Raw genomic sequence first — 14,220 nt, forward strand, 5'->3', positions numbered from 1 at the left:
AAGCACATGGTTTCTGACACAATTTACGTAGGGTCGCTGAATCCGGTAAAAATTAATGCTGCGCTCAATACACTCTCTGACACACTAGAGCACGATTTCGACGCTCAGGGCATGGCTGTACCAAGCGGCGTGCCTGACCAGCCAATGAATGAAGATGAAACGCGCTTGGGCGCCATTAATCGCGTGAAGGCCATGCTTGCTCATCATCAAGGTGGTCTCACAGATGCGTGGTATGTGGCAATTGAAGGTGGTGTGGATGTATTTGAAGATGGTCCTGCTACCTTTGCCTATGTGGCGATATACCATGAAGGTCACTGGTCGGTAACGCGAAGTGCAAGCTTGCCTCTTCCTGTGAGTGTCTATCAGGCACTACAGCGTGGAGAAGAACTTGGGCCAGTTATGGACAAGCTCTTTGATACAGTAAACATAAAGCAAAAAGGGGGGGCTATTGGTTTGCTTACTCTTAATCACGCCTCGCGACAAAGTGTTTATGAAGTGGCGTTAACGCTTGCTATGGCAAAGTTCCATTTCCCTGACTTATACACGGACTAGTGTTGAACCTCTTGTGCTGTACAACAAGGCGCATTACACCGTTAATCAAGCAGAGTGCCGCAAGGGTATCCTTACTTAGGAAAAATGATAAGGCGATCGCAACGGTCGCCCTGAAATCTTTACTGCGATAGGTAATCTTTTCTGGATCCTTTCTGACACTATCCATTACTTAGACTTCAAGTTACTTCTATATTATTGAAAATAGGTTAAAAAATATTTTTTGACACCTTGGCTTTTTAGTTGCACTTCCTTCAGACCAAACGGAATAAGGAGAGTGACAATGAGTGAGACAATCAATACCTACAACCCTGCTACAGGTGAAAAGATCGATCATTATCATTTGATGTCAGCCGAGGACGCCGAGCAAGCAGTTACCCGTTCACAAGAAGCTTATTTGAACTGGCGCCGTACGTCATTTGAGACCCGCGCAGATTTATTTAATAACCTTGCAAACCTGATGGAAGAGCGAATTGACGATCTCGCCAGCCTGATGACACGGGAAATGGGTAAGGTTACCGCGCAAGGAAAGCAAGAAGTGCAGCTATGCGCTGAAATATGCCGTTATACGGCCGAACACGGCGCTTCAATTTTGGAAGACGAACACCGCATTTTCGAAGGCGGTCGAGCAATCATTACGTATCAGCCCATTGGCGTTATTCTTGGCATCCAACCGTGGAATTTTCCGTTGTACCAAGTTATTCGTTACAGCGCCTCAAACATAATGGCGGGTAACACCACGGTACTGAAACATGCTAAAAACGTGTTTGGTATGGCGCAAGCCATTCAGCAAATGTACGAAGATGCTGGCTTTCCTAAAAATGTTTACCAGTCGCTGCTAATTGATGGCAGCACGGCAAGTGACTTAATCAAGCACAAATACGTTCGCGGCGTTACTTTTACCGGGAGTGACGAAGTAGGTAAAGAAGTGGCTAAGGAAGCTGCAAGCTTGTCTAAGAAAACCGTAATGGAGCTTGGAAGTAACGACGCCTTTTTGGTGTTAGAGGATGCTGACTTCGACCATGCTGTAGAAATGTGTATCCAAGGACGCGTTATTAATAACGGTGAAACCTGTGTGGCGGCTAAACGCTTTGTTATTGTGGATAGCGTCTATGAAGAATTCCGAGACAAATTTGTGGCGCAGTGTAAAAAGCTAAAAGTTGGCGACCCCACAAACGAAAACACGGATTTGGGCCCAATGGCGAGAGAAGACTTGCGCGATGAACTTCATGAGCAAGTGAAGAAGTCGCTAGAAAACGGTGCTACGCTATCACTGGGTGGAGAAATTCCAGACTCTGATGGCTATTTCTACCCAATCACGGTGCTGGAAGATGTATCGCCAGGTATGCCCGCTTATGATGATGAGCTATTTGGACCAGTTGCGTCGCTCATTCGCGTGCGCGACGACAAGCAAGCCATGGAAGTAGCAAATGATTCACGTTATGGCTTGGGCGGCGGTATCTTCAGTACAGATACCGACAAAGCAATAGCATTGGCGAAAGATGAATTTGATACCGGTATGGTTAATATCAATGGGTACTCTTTGGCACAACCAAACTTACCTTTTGGTGGTGTAAAAGACAGCGGTTACGGTCGTGAGCACGGAGGCTATGGTATGCGTGAATTCGTCAATATCAAAACTATCATGGTCGCTGAGAAATCGGCCGAGTAGTGCACTTCGGTAAGAAGCGATGAGAAGAAAGGCGAACTTCAGGGTTCGCCTTTTTTGTTTTGCCGTACTCCCTAATCATTAAGGTAGTCGCAAAGTAAAGCCCATGTAATCGAAAACAGTCAGGCGAAAAAACAGTGCACAGTCAACTAGGCTGAATAGTTTCGTCCGGGCAAACGGTCTTTTAATCAAATATCTGTGTATTAATGAGTAGGGAATAACATGAGGCGATGGTTATGACGGTTATAAATGAACGATTAAGTAATGCAAGATCAGGCATTGGGCTTACAAGGCAGGACAAACAGCGCGGTAGAAAAAAAACTGCGTTTTTTTGCGCTATGACAACCACTGCTGTTCTATCGTTCTCGGCTTTAGCGCAGCCGTTGTCTCAACCATCAACTACATCAGACGATGCCGGCCTAAGCACCAGTCCTATGGGTTGCCATAACGTTTCAGTGCAAATATTAGGGTCGGGTGGACCTGAATTGGATGACGGCAGAACATCTAGTGCCTATGTGGTTTGGGTAAATGGCAGCGCCCGCGTGTTGGTAGATGCTGGAAGCGGAAGCAGCGTTCAGTTTGGCGCTGCGGGGGCGACGTTTGAATCGTTAGAAGTTATCTTGCTTTCCCACTTACATACCGATCACTCCGCCGATTTGCCAAGCTTTGTGAAAGGTGGGTATTTCACCGATCGCGAGAAAGATTTAATAATAATGGGGCCAGAGGGCAACGACATTATGCCGTCCACAAACGCCTATGTGTCGTCGTTAATAGGGAAAAACGGCGCGTTTAAGTATCTATCTTCTTACACCATAGAAGGCCAAGATGACTATGCGATATCCACAAAAAGCATCGGGGCCACAACCTTTGAACAACCGTTTAAACGCAATGTAAACGATAGCGTCAGTGTTGAGGCAATGACGGTGAACCACGGGCCTATCCCAGCATTAGCGTGGAAGGTTAAGGCCAATGGCTGCGAGGCTGTATTTTCAGGCGATACCAATGATAAACAAGGAAACCTTGCTCGTTTTGCTAAAAACGCAGACCTTTTGGTGCTACACAACGCCATTGGTGATGACGCGGGTCAGGTTGCTAAGAACTTGCATATGACGCCGACTCAGATTATCGACATTGCCGCGCAGTCAAACGCTAAGCAAATAGTGTTGTCTCATATTATGAAACGTAGCGAACCGGATCTTGATGCACTTACTGAGGCGATTACTGTTGTAGCTGAAGGGCGAGTATATGCCGCTGAAGATTTAATGAACATTACCCTGTCTGAACAGGAGTAAAATAAGCGTAAACCGTCTGCGATACACGGTTTACGCTTTTATAGAGGTTCTCTAACTATTATTGAGGGGCAAAAGGCAGCGGAATAGGCGTACCGTTCACACTGGCTTCGCCATCTTTAAGTGTTAGCTTTGTCTCGTAACCTTTCTCGGTTTCTTTTATTAAGCCTTGTTGAGCAAAGGTTCTTAGCATCATAGGTGTCTGTTGTTCTACAGCGGCTTGAAGCTCTTCAGCCGTCATATTTTGTGCTTGTGGCGTCGCCATTAGTTGGCCCATCATATAGCCAGATGCCATACTCTGTGCAAGCGCTTTATCGGCGGTGATTTGTGCATCAGCCAGCAAATGCGTGACCCAATAAGCGGCGTCTTCCAACGTACCAGGAAGTGCATCTATACCCACTAATTTCGTGTTTGCGTAAGCGTTAAACGCCCCTTCAGGCAACGTTGCTTTCAGCTTCGTTATATTAATCTCTGGCTCAGCTTTAAGCTGTGTTAGCAAGTTAGCTTCAATAAACTCCATCATTTTGGCTGGCACTTCTTCAGAAGGCACTAATAATGAATTGTTGCTAAATTCTTGATAGGCCTTAATGAAGTCGATATCTAAGTTATTGATGGCAACGCCTAATACCATGTCTGTAGCATCAAGTTCAGGGCCCACGGCTTTGTCGACAGCGTATTCTACGTAGACATTGGCGGTGTTATTGTCTTCGTCAATCTTGACGTCAGTAGCAAAAGCTAGGTTCTCAATCTTAACTGTCGCACCTGGCTCAATGTTGGAAATTTCTATGCTTTCAATACGCGCCTTGCCAGTAGATTCAAATAAGTCACCTTTGAACGCCGCTACCATATCGCCATCATAGCTCATATCCATAGACAGATTTTTCATCTCTAAGGAAAATTCATCTGCGCTTATGCTTAGCGATTCACCCGACGACGTATACAAAGTTTTGTCACCATCAGGCTCAGCTTCACCCGCATAACCAGAGAAAAGTAGCGTGAACCCCTCTTCTTCGGCCGTCACGCTAAGCGCTGGAATAACATCTGCGTAGCTTAGTCCACCAAACAAACCAACCACGCCTTCGTTGCGATAAATTGGCTGTTGGCCATCCCACTGAACGTATTCTCTTAACTCATCTCCATCAATAGAGACCGTATAGTGAACGCGGCCTAATCCTAAGCCATCGCCAAAGTACACCGGTCCGTGATGAGCTACTAGCGTAGCGGTAATGCTAGGGTTTTCTTCCATTGGTATATCAGTGGAGTCAACATTCTGTGCATTAATTAGCGCTTGAAAATCGACAGCAAGCTTGATTTCTGCTGTTGTCGAAAACCAGCCTTTGTCATACGAAAGTACCTCGGCAGAATAAACGGCTTGTTGGTTAATTTCGTTTACGGCGGCGTTAACATTTTCGTGAACGCTAGTGCCAATAAAATAAGGGGCAACGCCAAGTGCAACCAAAGTTACGCCCGCGCCAGCTAGAAGAGGTTTGTTCATGATTACAATCCTTTGTTAAAAAGTGTTCCCAGTTCCTCTGGCCACAAACGTGAAGTACGTTGGTGGCCTAGAAATTCTACGCATAGTTTGTGCTAATGCATCACAGCTTAATAGCGATATAGCCGCTACTATCCGGCGCACCAAACAAGCGTGCGGCCTGATGGACTTCTTGCGGTAAGCTGTCGTCAGGCTTAAATTTACCACTTACTCGAATATTTTTCATCGTAGTAGGGATAACCGCATCCATCGACAAGCTTAGTAAGTTAGGCTCGCTTACTAGTATTCCAATGTCATCGCCTTCACAACGCAGCTTTGCGGAATAAGTGCCAAAATCAATAGGACCCTGTGTGCCGGCAACTGTCGCGTTTAGCCAATCTCCGGTACCGTTTAGCGATTGACACGCAGGCCCAAACGTTAAGTCACTAAGCGACACTTTAAAGCGCCCTCCAGCATTTACTGGCAGCGGAAGGCGAACTTGTGCAAGCACGCGGTCTACCGGTAAATACAGCGTGAAGTTTTCGGTATTTACACTGTTTTGGCTGAAAAGCCCCGTGGTAATAGGCCCTTCAAATGCAATGTCGTTTTTATCGCGAATATTACCTGCTTTAAGGTTTAATTTAATTTTACCTATCAACATATGTAAGGGACTAAGCTCCCATTTTACATTGTTGATAGGCAGGCCATTAACCACTACAGTTTGTGCCTTGCCGGAAAACAAGGTGCCGCTAACACCACTAACGGCAACATTGCTAGGTAACGCAATACGGCCAATAACGTGAACAGCAGGCATGTAAGCAATGGCAAACAATAAGAAGGCAATAATGCCGCCTATAATCCAACTAACTTTCGACTTCATGCTTTACCTAATTGTAATCGGCGAATTTTGATATAGCCTGGCGCATCGGCCTCGGCAATATCCGCTTGAAGAATAATCACGCCCATATTTTCCATGGCTTTGAGCCATTCCAAAACACTGTTAAACGGCGCCTGATCAACCCACACCTGAAGCTCGTCGCCTTGTGGCTGCATACGAGAAATAGCAATGTCGTGCTGAGCAGTAGTGCGGTTTACCGCTTGCGGTAACGAGCCAGAGAATGTTCGTTTACCCCCGCTGCTGCGGCGTAATTGCTGCGCTCTTGCTGCACTGTCTTTTACCCAAACCAACAAGGATTGCTGATTGTCGAGAAGCTGTTTTTGTTTATCTAAAGCAGCATTAAGCGGCGACCATACCGCAAAATAAAATAGCGCAATTATTAATAGCACAGCTGAAACCAGTACTAACTTTTGTTCGCGCTCGGTCAGCGCTTTGTACTTTTCTAAGAGTGCGTTCATGAGGTACTCCTTACTGATACTGTACCTACAACGCCATTGTCACGATTATTTATGGCTCCTTGTTCAACCACAAAGCCTGCGTTTTCTGCTGTACGTTTAAACTGCTCTAGCGCTTCAAAGTTTTTACCTTGCGCCTGAATGCGAATCTCAGTGCGGGTGGCATCGAAGCGCAGTGTTTGCGGTTTTACATCAGTGGCTGAAAAAGCCGGAGCGAGCTGGTCTAGCATTATTAGCATAGAGGCACTGCCACCGCCTTGTTCTAACTTGGCAAGCTCGCTTTGTAGCTTCAGTCTAACGTTGCGATAGGTACCAATATTGGGGAAACCCGCTTTAACAGCGGTATTAATCTCACTGCTTAACGCCTGATTTTGGGCTTTAAGCTGGTAAAGAGAAAATCCTTTGTCGATAAGGCTGGTGCATAGCGCTAACACTGCTAATACTGCCGCAATACGCCACTGATTCAGAACACCGCTGCGTTTGCGTTTTACTTTGTAATCGCCTTGGCATAGGTTAAAGCCGCTTTGCATCGCCTCTTTTGCCAATACTTGCATAGGCAGCTCTAAGGGTGCCTGCGCTTCCTCAATATTTGGCAAAGTGCTTAAATCGATACCCGCATAATTGGTAATGGTTATCGGGCTTTCTTGTTGTGCTGTGAAATGGACAAGAGTTGGCAGTAACCATGTTGCCTCGCCCTGCACGCCTTTGAATGTGTCTTGTCGAACGAGAAGCTGTTCACCTAATGTGAGTACTGACCAACCGTTTTCGGTGACTGGCACGGCGAGTACATCAGGAATAATGGTGTCGCAGAATAACCCTGCTTCGCTAAGCCAGGACTGCCACAGCTCCATCTTTTCATGGCTTACTACTGCAACGGCCTGCTCATCGCCTCGCTTAGGGCCGATCGCAAAAAACTGCTGGCTAATGTCAGTGGCAAGCTCGTCTTCTAGCATAAACGGGATGGCAGAAATGATCTTGCGGCCAGCTTTAGGCGGCAGCTCAACCCATTTGAGTAAAATTTCGCTGCTAGGAGCTAAGGCAATAACACTTCGTTGCCCCGCGCGTTCGGTCAGCGAAGATAAGGCTTCTGCATTAGGCAGCTCGCCCGATGCAATAATTTCATCTTCGGTTCGCGAATAAACGAGCCAGCTAATTGAGTCTGTATGGTTGGCGCCTAAACGCACCAAGAGTTGTTCCATCAATAGGTTCCCCCAAACTCGCGATTCACAATACTAACGCCGGTATCGGCATTAACGTGAAACACGGTGGAAAGCTTAAAGGTTGCTTTGTTGTATTGTGTTTTTGTATGCAACATAAAATATTCAGTTTTAACCGAAAACCAATCTTGTCGAGTGCTTGTTAAATTAAGCGCTTGAATAGAGGGCTCGCTTAAAAATGCATTGGTATCGTCCCAGCCGTTTTGCGGGCGACTGCTAATCAAACTTGCGGCCTGCTGAATGTCTAATCCCGTTAGGCCTGCAAGTAATGGTGCATCTTCTTCTTCTAATGTGTTGACGTTAATTTTCAACTCATTGTAATCCGGGATCACGCAAACTAATGGCAGTAATGCGTCTAGCCACTGTGGTGATACACCGTTAATAATACGCAATTCACTTTTTGATGCCAGTGGTCCGTTAGCTGCTAGGTAAGGAAACTCTCTGGACTCGTATTCGCTGTCTTCTGCACCGTAAGGGCGCATTCTGTCATCTTCGTCTACCCAGTCGGCTAAACTGTCGCGTAAGGTATCTGCGGTGTAGTTGTCTAGTCCGTCAACGCTAAGTGATAGCAACATAGTGTGAAAAGCGTCCATGGCTTCCGTGGTGTTACTCGGCCCACTGCTGCCATTACCGCTGTTACTGCCTGCGCCTCCTGCACTGCCAGACGTAATCGCGTTTAAATTAAAACACGCCTGCAAATCGTCTAAGTTAGCGGTTAAACCACCGTTTTCTAAAGGATAGCTGAATTCTTGTGCCCAAGGCTGATCTATAGAAATCACATTCGGGCTTTCTTCTATCAAAGACTGGATAGACTTACGCGCAAAGGCCTCGGCTCCCATGGCGTACCAGTAGGCTTGATTGTTGTCTTTTAAGTTCATCGTACGCTGCACCTGAAGCTGCAAGCGTGTACCCATTTCTGTGGCTAATACCGCAACCAAGGCTACTATCATGAGCACAATCATTAATGCCACGCCTTGCTGCTTAGCGGGTGGAGTAATCGACTTGCGCTGAGTACTCTTGATTGTCATGACGATTCACCCGTAGTTAAGGTAAATTCTCTGCGTATTTTTCCGAAGTCTTTACTGACAAACTCAATGGCCACCGCGCGCGGCAGTGCAACCCCCTTATAACTCTCGCTCCACGACAGGTCTTCGTCTTCATCTAACGAACTACTGTTAGCGGTGGCAAGAAATTCAATTTTTAAGCTTTCTACATCCTCTAACAGCACACGGACTTTGGGCTCGTAGCCTATGACGTTATCCACATAGTTGCTGTAAAGGCGCTCCAGTTTGTTTTCTTTAAGTCTATAGGCGACAAACTGTAGGGTACTTCGTGGCAACATTAACTGAGGGTTGTGCCATCCTCCGCGTACAAAACCAATGCCGTCATCGTCACTGTCGTCGGTTTCACCGCCAGACATGACCACGTCTTGCTTTTCGCCGTTAACCCTTGCTGCACGAGGCACTGCTTGCTGAAGGTCTCGCTCAATCGTGATCATGGCACGCTGCAATAATTGAAGTTTTGCAAAACGCTCTTCTGAAATATCATTGCTGTCGATAACTGTGGTAAGTAGACCTGTTGATGCAAGCCCAATTAGGGTGAATATGGCCATAGCAATCAGTATTTCGATAAGCGTGAATCCGCGCTGCATGCTAATTTCCCGCCGTCGGTTTCGCAACGAAAGTGGTTACCGATGTAACTGAACTGCCGTAGCTTTCGTCTTCACCCACCGAAACGGTTACCGATCGCAAGTCGTTGTCGTTGGTTTTTGTCACCGTTTGCTGCCAGTACCACGTGCGATCGGCCATCTCCATCGTGCCTTTTAAATTGTTCTTGGGCGGCCACGTGGTATCTAATTGAAGCTGGTTTAAGCGATTGCTTGCCACCCAGTTGGCAAAGGTGACAGATTCTATTTGCCCAACGCTTGATAAATGCTCGCCTGCAGCTTTAAGTACTGCTGTACCGGTTAGCGCAAAAATAAGCAGGGCGACCATAACCTCCAGTAGCGTCAAGCCACTTTGCTGGCGTGGCGTGACAGGTGCAACGTTCTTTGTCGATGCATCAACGTTGAACGCACTCATAGTGGTCTCTCCAGAGGCCCTTCAAGCACTAAAGGCGGAAGATCTTGGTTTTGCAGGCTGTAATAGACGGGGTTGTCGCCGTCATCACCTTCGTAATTAAACGACAAGGTAAAAGGCGTAATTTCGCCACTCGACATTATAAGCACTTGAGGCGGAGGCAGCTTTTTCTCTTCTTCGTTACCTATTTCAACCCCTTCATCAGAAACACTTAAATTCTCGTCGAACAGTTCCCTGTCAAAGAGCCTGTCTTGAACATCCCATGGTAAGTCGTCTAAATTTAAAGTGAAGGTGAAAGGCTCAGGTAACGTATAAGGTTCGTAGGTTTTTTCGCCTTCAATACGCTGCCACTCATCATCGTCGTCTAAGTAGACAAAGTAGTATTCATTTTTATCGGCTTCAAACCGCACACCAAGCTGTTGTTGATTTAACACCGCAAAATCGCTGGCCATATCAACAATCACCTGCAGGCGTTGCGCTTGGGTTTTTAGCAGGTCAGATTTACTCGCACCGAATGCGTTAAACATAACGTAACCCGCCGCCAATCCCATAAGCAGCAGTACCAGCATGACTTCTAATAGGGTAAAGCCTGCTTTTTTCAAAGATGTACTGCCGCGGTTGCGCATAAAGGTTAGTTCAGGTATTCGTTAACGTTCCAGTTACCAATGTCATCATCAGTACCCGGTTCGCCGTCTGGACCATTAGAGAAAATATCAACTACGCCAAGTTCTCCCGGGCTAATTAGTGCATATGGATTGCCCCACGGATCTTCAGGCAGGCGTTTAATGAAACCACCTTCAGGGTAATTACGTGGAATTGGGTCGATAGTTGGTGCGGTAACTAGCGCTTCTAGTCCCTGTTCTGTGGTTGGAAAGCGGTTGTTGCGCAGCTTGTACATTTCAAGCGCACTTTCCATTTGCTGGATATCTACCGCCGCCTTTTTAAGCTGCGCTTCTTCTTGGTTACCCAAGATTTGCGGTGCCACCATAGACGCCATAATACCGATGATTAGAAGTACGACCATGACTTCAATCAAACTGAAACCAGAACTGCGATTAAGTGTTTTCATTAAATATTCACCATGTTGTTCAATGCTAAAATTGGTTGCAATATTGCCATAACGATAAACAGAACAATGCCTGCCATCGATACAATAAGTAAGGGTTCAAATACCTTAAGTGAGACACCAATAAGCGCTTCAAATTCCCTATCTTGATTATCTGCGGCGCGAGCTAGCATTTGCTGTAGCTCACCCGATTTTTCACCAGACGCAATCATATGCATCATCATTGGTGGAAACATTTTTGTGTTATCTAGTGCCGCCCGCAGGCTGCTGCCTTCTTTAACGTTAATGGCAGCATCTGCCACTTGGTTTTTAATATGCTGATTTTCCAGCACATCACCTGAAATACGCATAGCTTCTAGTAGTGGAACCGCACTGGCACTTAAAATACTTAAGGTACGTGCAAAACGCGCGGTATTGAGCCCGCGAGACACCCGGCCAATCAATGGCAAGGTTAACAGCGCTCTGTGGTAGCGTAGCTTCATGTGCTTTTGCTGCAGCACGCGCTGAATAATGACAACAAGCACGGCAATACCAATAAGCATAAATAAGCCGTAATTTTGCAGCCAGGTACTGACAGAAATTAGAAACTGGGTAATGGCCGGGAGGTCTTGCCCCATATGATCGAACTGCCCAACTATCTTTGGCACTACTACGGTTAACAGCAGCAACACGATACCCATGGCAAAAAATAGCATTAGCGATGGATAAATCATTGCTTGCGTGATTTGGCTACGGGTTTGTTGCCTGCGCTCAGTGTAGTCGGCAAGGCGATTCAACACGGTATCAAGATGACCGGATTTTTCCCCTGCCGCAACCATTGCGCGGTACAGCTCGTCAAATACACTAGGGAACTGCCCTAGAGCATCGGCAAGCCCATGACCTTCCACCACTTTACTGCGCACCGCCATCATCATGTTTTTCTGGCGAGGCTTTTCACACTGTTCGGCTACGGCAAGTAATGCTTCTTCAACAGGAAGGGCCGATTCGACAAGGGTAGCAAGCTGGCGCGTGAGTAGCGCTAAATCTGATGCAGAAATTCGCGGTTTGAATAAGGAAAACGACAGGCCTTTGCCTTCGCTTTGTGTGCGCTCTGCGACCTGCTCTACTTCTAAGGGAATTAAGCCTTTTTCGCGCAGCTGCTGACGAACCTGACGTGCATTATCGCCTTCAAGCACACCGTTTGTATTTTTACCGCGGGCATTAACCGCCTTAAAAGCGAATGCCGCCATTTAGTCTTCCCTCGTAACTCGAAGCACTTCTTCAAGTGAGGTAGCACCAGCAAGCACTTTGCTACAGCCGTCTTCACGAATACTTGGTGTCGTTTTTCTGATATAGCGCTCAATGGCTTGTTCACCTACACCTTCGTGCATCATTTCACGCACTTTTTCATCTACCAACAATAGCTCGTGAATACCGGTACGACCGCGGTATCCCGTTTGGTTACACGCGGCGCAGCCGTGCGGCTTATAGATAGTGGTGTCGCTTGTGGCATTCTGCCCTAATATTTCCAGCTCAGAGGCGTCAGGTGAATGTGGCTTTTTGCAATCTGGGCACAGGGTACGAACGAGTCGCTGTGACAATACGGCCAATAAGCTCGAAGACAACAGAAATGGCTCAATGCCCATGTCTTCTAAACGGGTAATCGCGCCCGCTGCCGTATTGGTATGCAGGGTAGAAAGTACTAAGTGACCGGTTAAACTGGCTTGAACAGCAATTTGCGCGGTTTCGATATCACGAATCTCACCCACCATGACTACATCGGGGTCTTGACGCAAAATAGCGCGAAGGCCTCTGGCAAAAGTCATGTCTACACGGGGATTAACCTGTGTTTGTCCGATGCCCGGAAGATCGAACTCAATAGGATCTTCAACGGTTAAAATGTTTCTGTCTCGCGAGTTTATTTCGGTTAACCCTGCGTACAAGGTAGTACTTTTACCCGAGCCCGTTGGACCGGTAACCAAAATAATGCCGTGAGGCTTGCGAATAAGAGATGAAAAGTGGTTACGGTTTTGCAGCGTCATGCCTAAATCTTCTAGATTTAAGCGCGCATTGTTCTTATCCAATAGACGCAGCACCACGCGCTCGCCGTGACTTGAAGGCATAGTAGAAACACGCACATCCACCGCTCGCCCAGCAATACGCAATGTAATACGGCCATCCTGGGGAACGCGTTTCTCGGCGATATCTAACTTCGCCATAACTTTAATACGCGATACCAGCATGGAAGAAAGCTTGCGGTTAGGACGTAAAATTTCGCGTAATACGCCGTCTACGCGAAAACGAACGACAAGCTGGTTTTCAAAAGTTTCAATGTGAATATCTGACGCACCTTCTTTGATCGCTTCGCCCAACATGGCGTTGATAAGCTTGATGATAGGCGCATCGTCTTCACTGTCTAACAGGTCTTCAGTGTCAGGCAAGTCTTCAGCAAGAGCGAACAAATCACTTTCGTTGCCAAGGTCTTCCATAAGTTGTTTAGCCGCAGAGCTATCGCGCTGAAAGGCGCTGGTAAGCAGGCTTTCAAACTCATTGGCAGGAATAGTTTTAGGAACAAAAGGTTCGCCGTAGAAGCGTCGCACTTCGGCAAATACATCAAACGGCGTATTCTCTGTAAAATATAAGACCGCAGGTGTTTCATTAGTTTCCAGCAACACCTGATTACGCTTTGCAAAGCTAAAAGAAAGCTGTCTTGAACCGGCCTCCTCTTCAGGCAAACCTGCGTCTTTACCCATGGCTTCTAAGGCTTCTTCTTGCGCCTCTAATGCCTGAGTAATTTGTTCGTCCTGCCCTGCCATGCTAGTCGTTACCTTCTTCTTGTTTCTGCTTCTCTTTCTCAGAAAGGTACTCTTCGAATGAAGGTGGCAACGCTAGCGCATCATCCCATTGTGGAATAGTCGGGGTTTCTTCGTAAGGCATTAGCGATACACCTTCTTGCTGGCGTTTTAGCTGCAGTGCACGAATGTAATTGTATTTGCGATGGCTGATTGTGTTCATGGTTGCACCGTCACGGACAATGGTCGGTTTCAAGAACACCATCAAGTTACGCTTACGCTTGCTTGTAGACGTCGTCTTGAAAAGATGACCAAGAACAGGGATATCGCCTAAAAGTGGCACTTTAGACACACTTTCTTGTACGTCTTCGTCAATCAAGCCGCCTAGTACGATAGTACCACCATCGTCAACAATCACTGTGGTTTTGATTTCGCGCTTGTTGATAGAGATGTCTACTGATGTCGCACCGCTAACGCTAGACACTTCTTGTTCAATAAGAAGCTGAACGGCATCGCCTTCGTTAATTTGCGGCGTAACTTTAAGTTTAATGCCCACTTCTTGACGATCCACCGTTTGGAACGGGTTAGAGTTGTTCGAGCCGGTTGTCGTACCGGTAATAATCGGTACTTCCTGACCCACAATGAAAAACGCTTCTTCGTTATCCATGGTAGTTAGGTGAGGTGTGGCAAGAATATTTGAATTGGTATCAGTGCTTACCGCCTGTACCACTGCGCCCCAGCCATTTTCGATAACGCC

At 46.8% G+C, this 14,220-nt stretch carries 15 protein-coding genes; 3 read left to right on the forward strand and 12 right to left on the reverse strand.

Translation table 11 applies throughout. From position 1 onward, the window contains the following. Positions 1-6 precede the first annotated feature (6 nt). The 3 genes from yjjX (at position 7) to QVA83_RS07375 (ending at position 3,510) form a co-directional block, all read left to right on the forward strand. A complete protein-coding gene (yjjX, locus tag QVA83_RS07365; protein ID WP_014951320.1) occupies positions 7-552 on the forward strand; it encodes an inosine/xanthosine triphosphatase in 546 nt (181 codons plus the stop codon). Between the two features lie 280 nt (positions 553-832). Next, positions 833-2,221, forward strand: coding sequence for an NAD-dependent succinate-semialdehyde dehydrogenase (locus QVA83_RS07370; RefSeq protein WP_287498291.1), 1,389 nt, complete (start codon positions 833-835; stop codon positions 2,219-2,221). 233 nt (positions 2,222-2,454) lie between these two features. Then, positions 2,455-3,510: an MBL fold metallo-hydrolase gene (locus tag QVA83_RS07375; protein WP_269349014.1), complete on the forward strand. Its 1,056-nt coding sequence runs from the start codon at positions 2,455-2,457 to the stop codon at positions 3,508-3,510. Between the two features lie 58 nt (positions 3,511-3,568). On the opposite strand, the gene QVA83_RS07380 is transcribed toward QVA83_RS07375, so the two are convergent. The 12 genes from QVA83_RS07380 to QVA83_RS07435 form a co-directional block, all read right to left on the reverse strand. Then, entirely contained in the window at positions 3,569-5,002 is a 1,434-nt protein-coding gene (locus QVA83_RS07380) for a YdgA family protein (protein ID WP_156079021.1), read from the reverse strand. Positions 5,003-5,102: 100 nt separating this feature from the next. Further along, positions 5,103-5,858, reverse strand: a complete 756-nt coding sequence (locus QVA83_RS07385; protein WP_039228726.1) for a type II secretion system protein N — start codon at positions 5,856-5,858, stop codon at positions 5,103-5,105. Continuing rightward, on the reverse strand, positions 5,855-6,334 hold the full coding sequence (locus QVA83_RS07390) for a type II secretion system protein M (protein ID WP_014977776.1): 480 nt from the start codon (positions 6,332-6,334) through the stop codon (positions 5,855-5,857). Before QVA83_RS07390 ends, QVA83_RS07385 begins: the two co-directional genes overlap by 4 nt. Beyond that, on the reverse strand, positions 6,331-7,530 hold the full coding sequence (gene gspL, locus QVA83_RS07395) for a type II secretion system protein GspL (protein WP_156079020.1): 1,200 nt from the start codon (positions 7,528-7,530) through the stop codon (positions 6,331-6,333). Before gspL ends, QVA83_RS07390 begins: the two co-directional genes overlap by 4 nt. After that, positions 7,530-8,576 carry a type II secretion system minor pseudopilin GspK gene (gene gspK / locus QVA83_RS07400; protein ID WP_156079019.1) on the reverse strand — a complete coding sequence of 349 codons (1,047 nt, stop codon included), beginning with the start codon at positions 8,574-8,576 and terminating at the stop codon, positions 7,530-7,532. The genes gspL and gspK overlap by 1 nt, the downstream gene beginning before the upstream one ends. Further along, positions 8,573-9,199 carry a type II secretion system minor pseudopilin GspJ gene (gene gspJ / locus QVA83_RS07405; RefSeq protein WP_156079018.1) on the reverse strand — a complete coding sequence of 209 codons (627 nt, stop codon included), beginning with the start codon at positions 9,197-9,199 and terminating at the stop codon, positions 8,573-8,575. The genes gspK and gspJ overlap by 4 nt, the downstream gene beginning before the upstream one ends. A gap of 1 nt (position 9,200) precedes the next feature. Further along, positions 9,201-9,629 carry a type II secretion system minor pseudopilin GspI gene (gspI, locus tag QVA83_RS07410; protein WP_014951311.1) on the reverse strand — a complete coding sequence of 143 codons (429 nt, stop codon included), beginning with the start codon at positions 9,627-9,629 and terminating at the stop codon, positions 9,201-9,203. Further along, positions 9,626-10,252: a type II secretion system minor pseudopilin GspH gene (gspH, locus tag QVA83_RS07415; RefSeq protein ID WP_061486819.1), complete on the reverse strand. Its 627-nt coding sequence runs from the start codon at positions 10,250-10,252 to the stop codon at positions 9,626-9,628. Before gspH ends, gspI begins: the two co-directional genes overlap by 4 nt. 5 nt (positions 10,253-10,257) lie before the next feature. Next, positions 10,258-10,695, reverse strand: coding sequence for a type II secretion system major pseudopilin GspG (gene gspG / locus QVA83_RS07420; protein WP_061486818.1), 438 nt, complete (start codon positions 10,693-10,695; stop codon positions 10,258-10,260). Then, entirely contained in the window at positions 10,695-11,921 is a 1,227-nt protein-coding gene (gene gspF, locus QVA83_RS07425; RefSeq protein ID WP_168463159.1) for a type II secretion system inner membrane protein GspF, read from the reverse strand. Before gspF ends, gspG begins: the two co-directional genes overlap by 1 nt. Then, positions 11,922-13,487, reverse strand: a complete 1,566-nt coding sequence (gene gspE, locus QVA83_RS07430) for a type II secretion system ATPase GspE (RefSeq protein WP_061486816.1) — start codon at positions 13,485-13,487, stop codon at positions 11,922-11,924. It abuts the gene before it with no gap. A gap of 1 nt (position 13,488) precedes the next feature. Then, positions 13,489-14,220 (reverse strand): type II secretion system protein GspD (locus QVA83_RS07435; RefSeq protein ID WP_502711455.1); only part of this gene is annotated, 732 nt, incomplete at its 5' end.

The organism is Alteromonas sp. AO-Serp, from assembly GCF_017849675.1.
Classification (GTDB): domain Bacteria; phylum Pseudomonadota; class Gammaproteobacteria; order Enterobacterales; family Alteromonadaceae; genus Alteromonas; species Alteromonas macleodii.

Excerpts from the sequence above, each read along its gene's own strand:
- yjjX (WP_014951320.1), top strand. The coding sequence starts at position 7 with ATGGTTTCTGACACAATTTACGTAGGGTCGCTGAATCCGGTAAAAATT.
- QVA83_RS07370 (WP_287498291.1), top strand. The coding sequence starts at position 833 with ATGAGTGAGACAATCAATACCTACAACCCTGCTACAGGTGAAAAGATC.
- QVA83_RS07375 (WP_269349014.1), top strand. The coding sequence starts at position 2,455 with ATGACGGTTATAAATGAACGATTAAGTAATGCAAGATCAGGCATTGGG.
- QVA83_RS07380 (WP_156079021.1), bottom strand. The coding sequence starts at position 5,002 with ATGAACAAACCTCTTCTAGCTGGCGCGGGCGTAACTTTGGTTGCACTT.
- QVA83_RS07385 (WP_039228726.1), bottom strand. The coding sequence starts at position 5,858 with ATGAAGTCGAAAGTTAGTTGGATTATAGGCGGCATTATTGCCTTCTTA.
- QVA83_RS07390 (WP_014977776.1), bottom strand. The coding sequence starts at position 6,334 with ATGAACGCACTCTTAGAAAAGTACAAAGCGCTGACCGAGCGCGAACAA.
- gspL (WP_156079020.1), bottom strand. The coding sequence starts at position 7,530 with ATGGAACAACTCTTGGTGCGTTTAGGCGCCAACCATACAGACTCAATT.
- gspK (WP_156079019.1), bottom strand. The coding sequence starts at position 8,576 with ATGACAATCAAGAGTACTCAGCGCAAGTCGATTACTCCACCCGCTAAG.
- gspJ (WP_156079018.1), bottom strand. The coding sequence starts at position 9,199 with ATGCAGCGCGGATTCACGCTTATCGAAATACTGATTGCTATGGCCATA.
- gspI (WP_014951311.1), bottom strand. The coding sequence starts at position 9,629 with ATGAGTGCGTTCAACGTTGATGCATCGACAAAGAACGTTGCACCTGTC.
- gspH (WP_061486819.1), bottom strand. The coding sequence starts at position 10,252 with ATGCGCAACCGCGGCAGTACATCTTTGAAAAAAGCAGGCTTTACCCTA.
- gspG (WP_061486818.1), bottom strand. The coding sequence starts at position 10,695 with ATGAAAACACTTAATCGCAGTTCTGGTTTCAGTTTGATTGAAGTCATG.
- gspF (WP_168463159.1), bottom strand. The coding sequence starts at position 11,921 with ATGGCGGCATTCGCTTTTAAGGCGGTTAATGCCCGCGGTAAAAATACA.
- gspE (WP_061486816.1), bottom strand. The coding sequence starts at position 13,487 with ATGGCAGGGCAGGACGAACAAATTACTCAGGCATTAGAGGCGCAAGAA.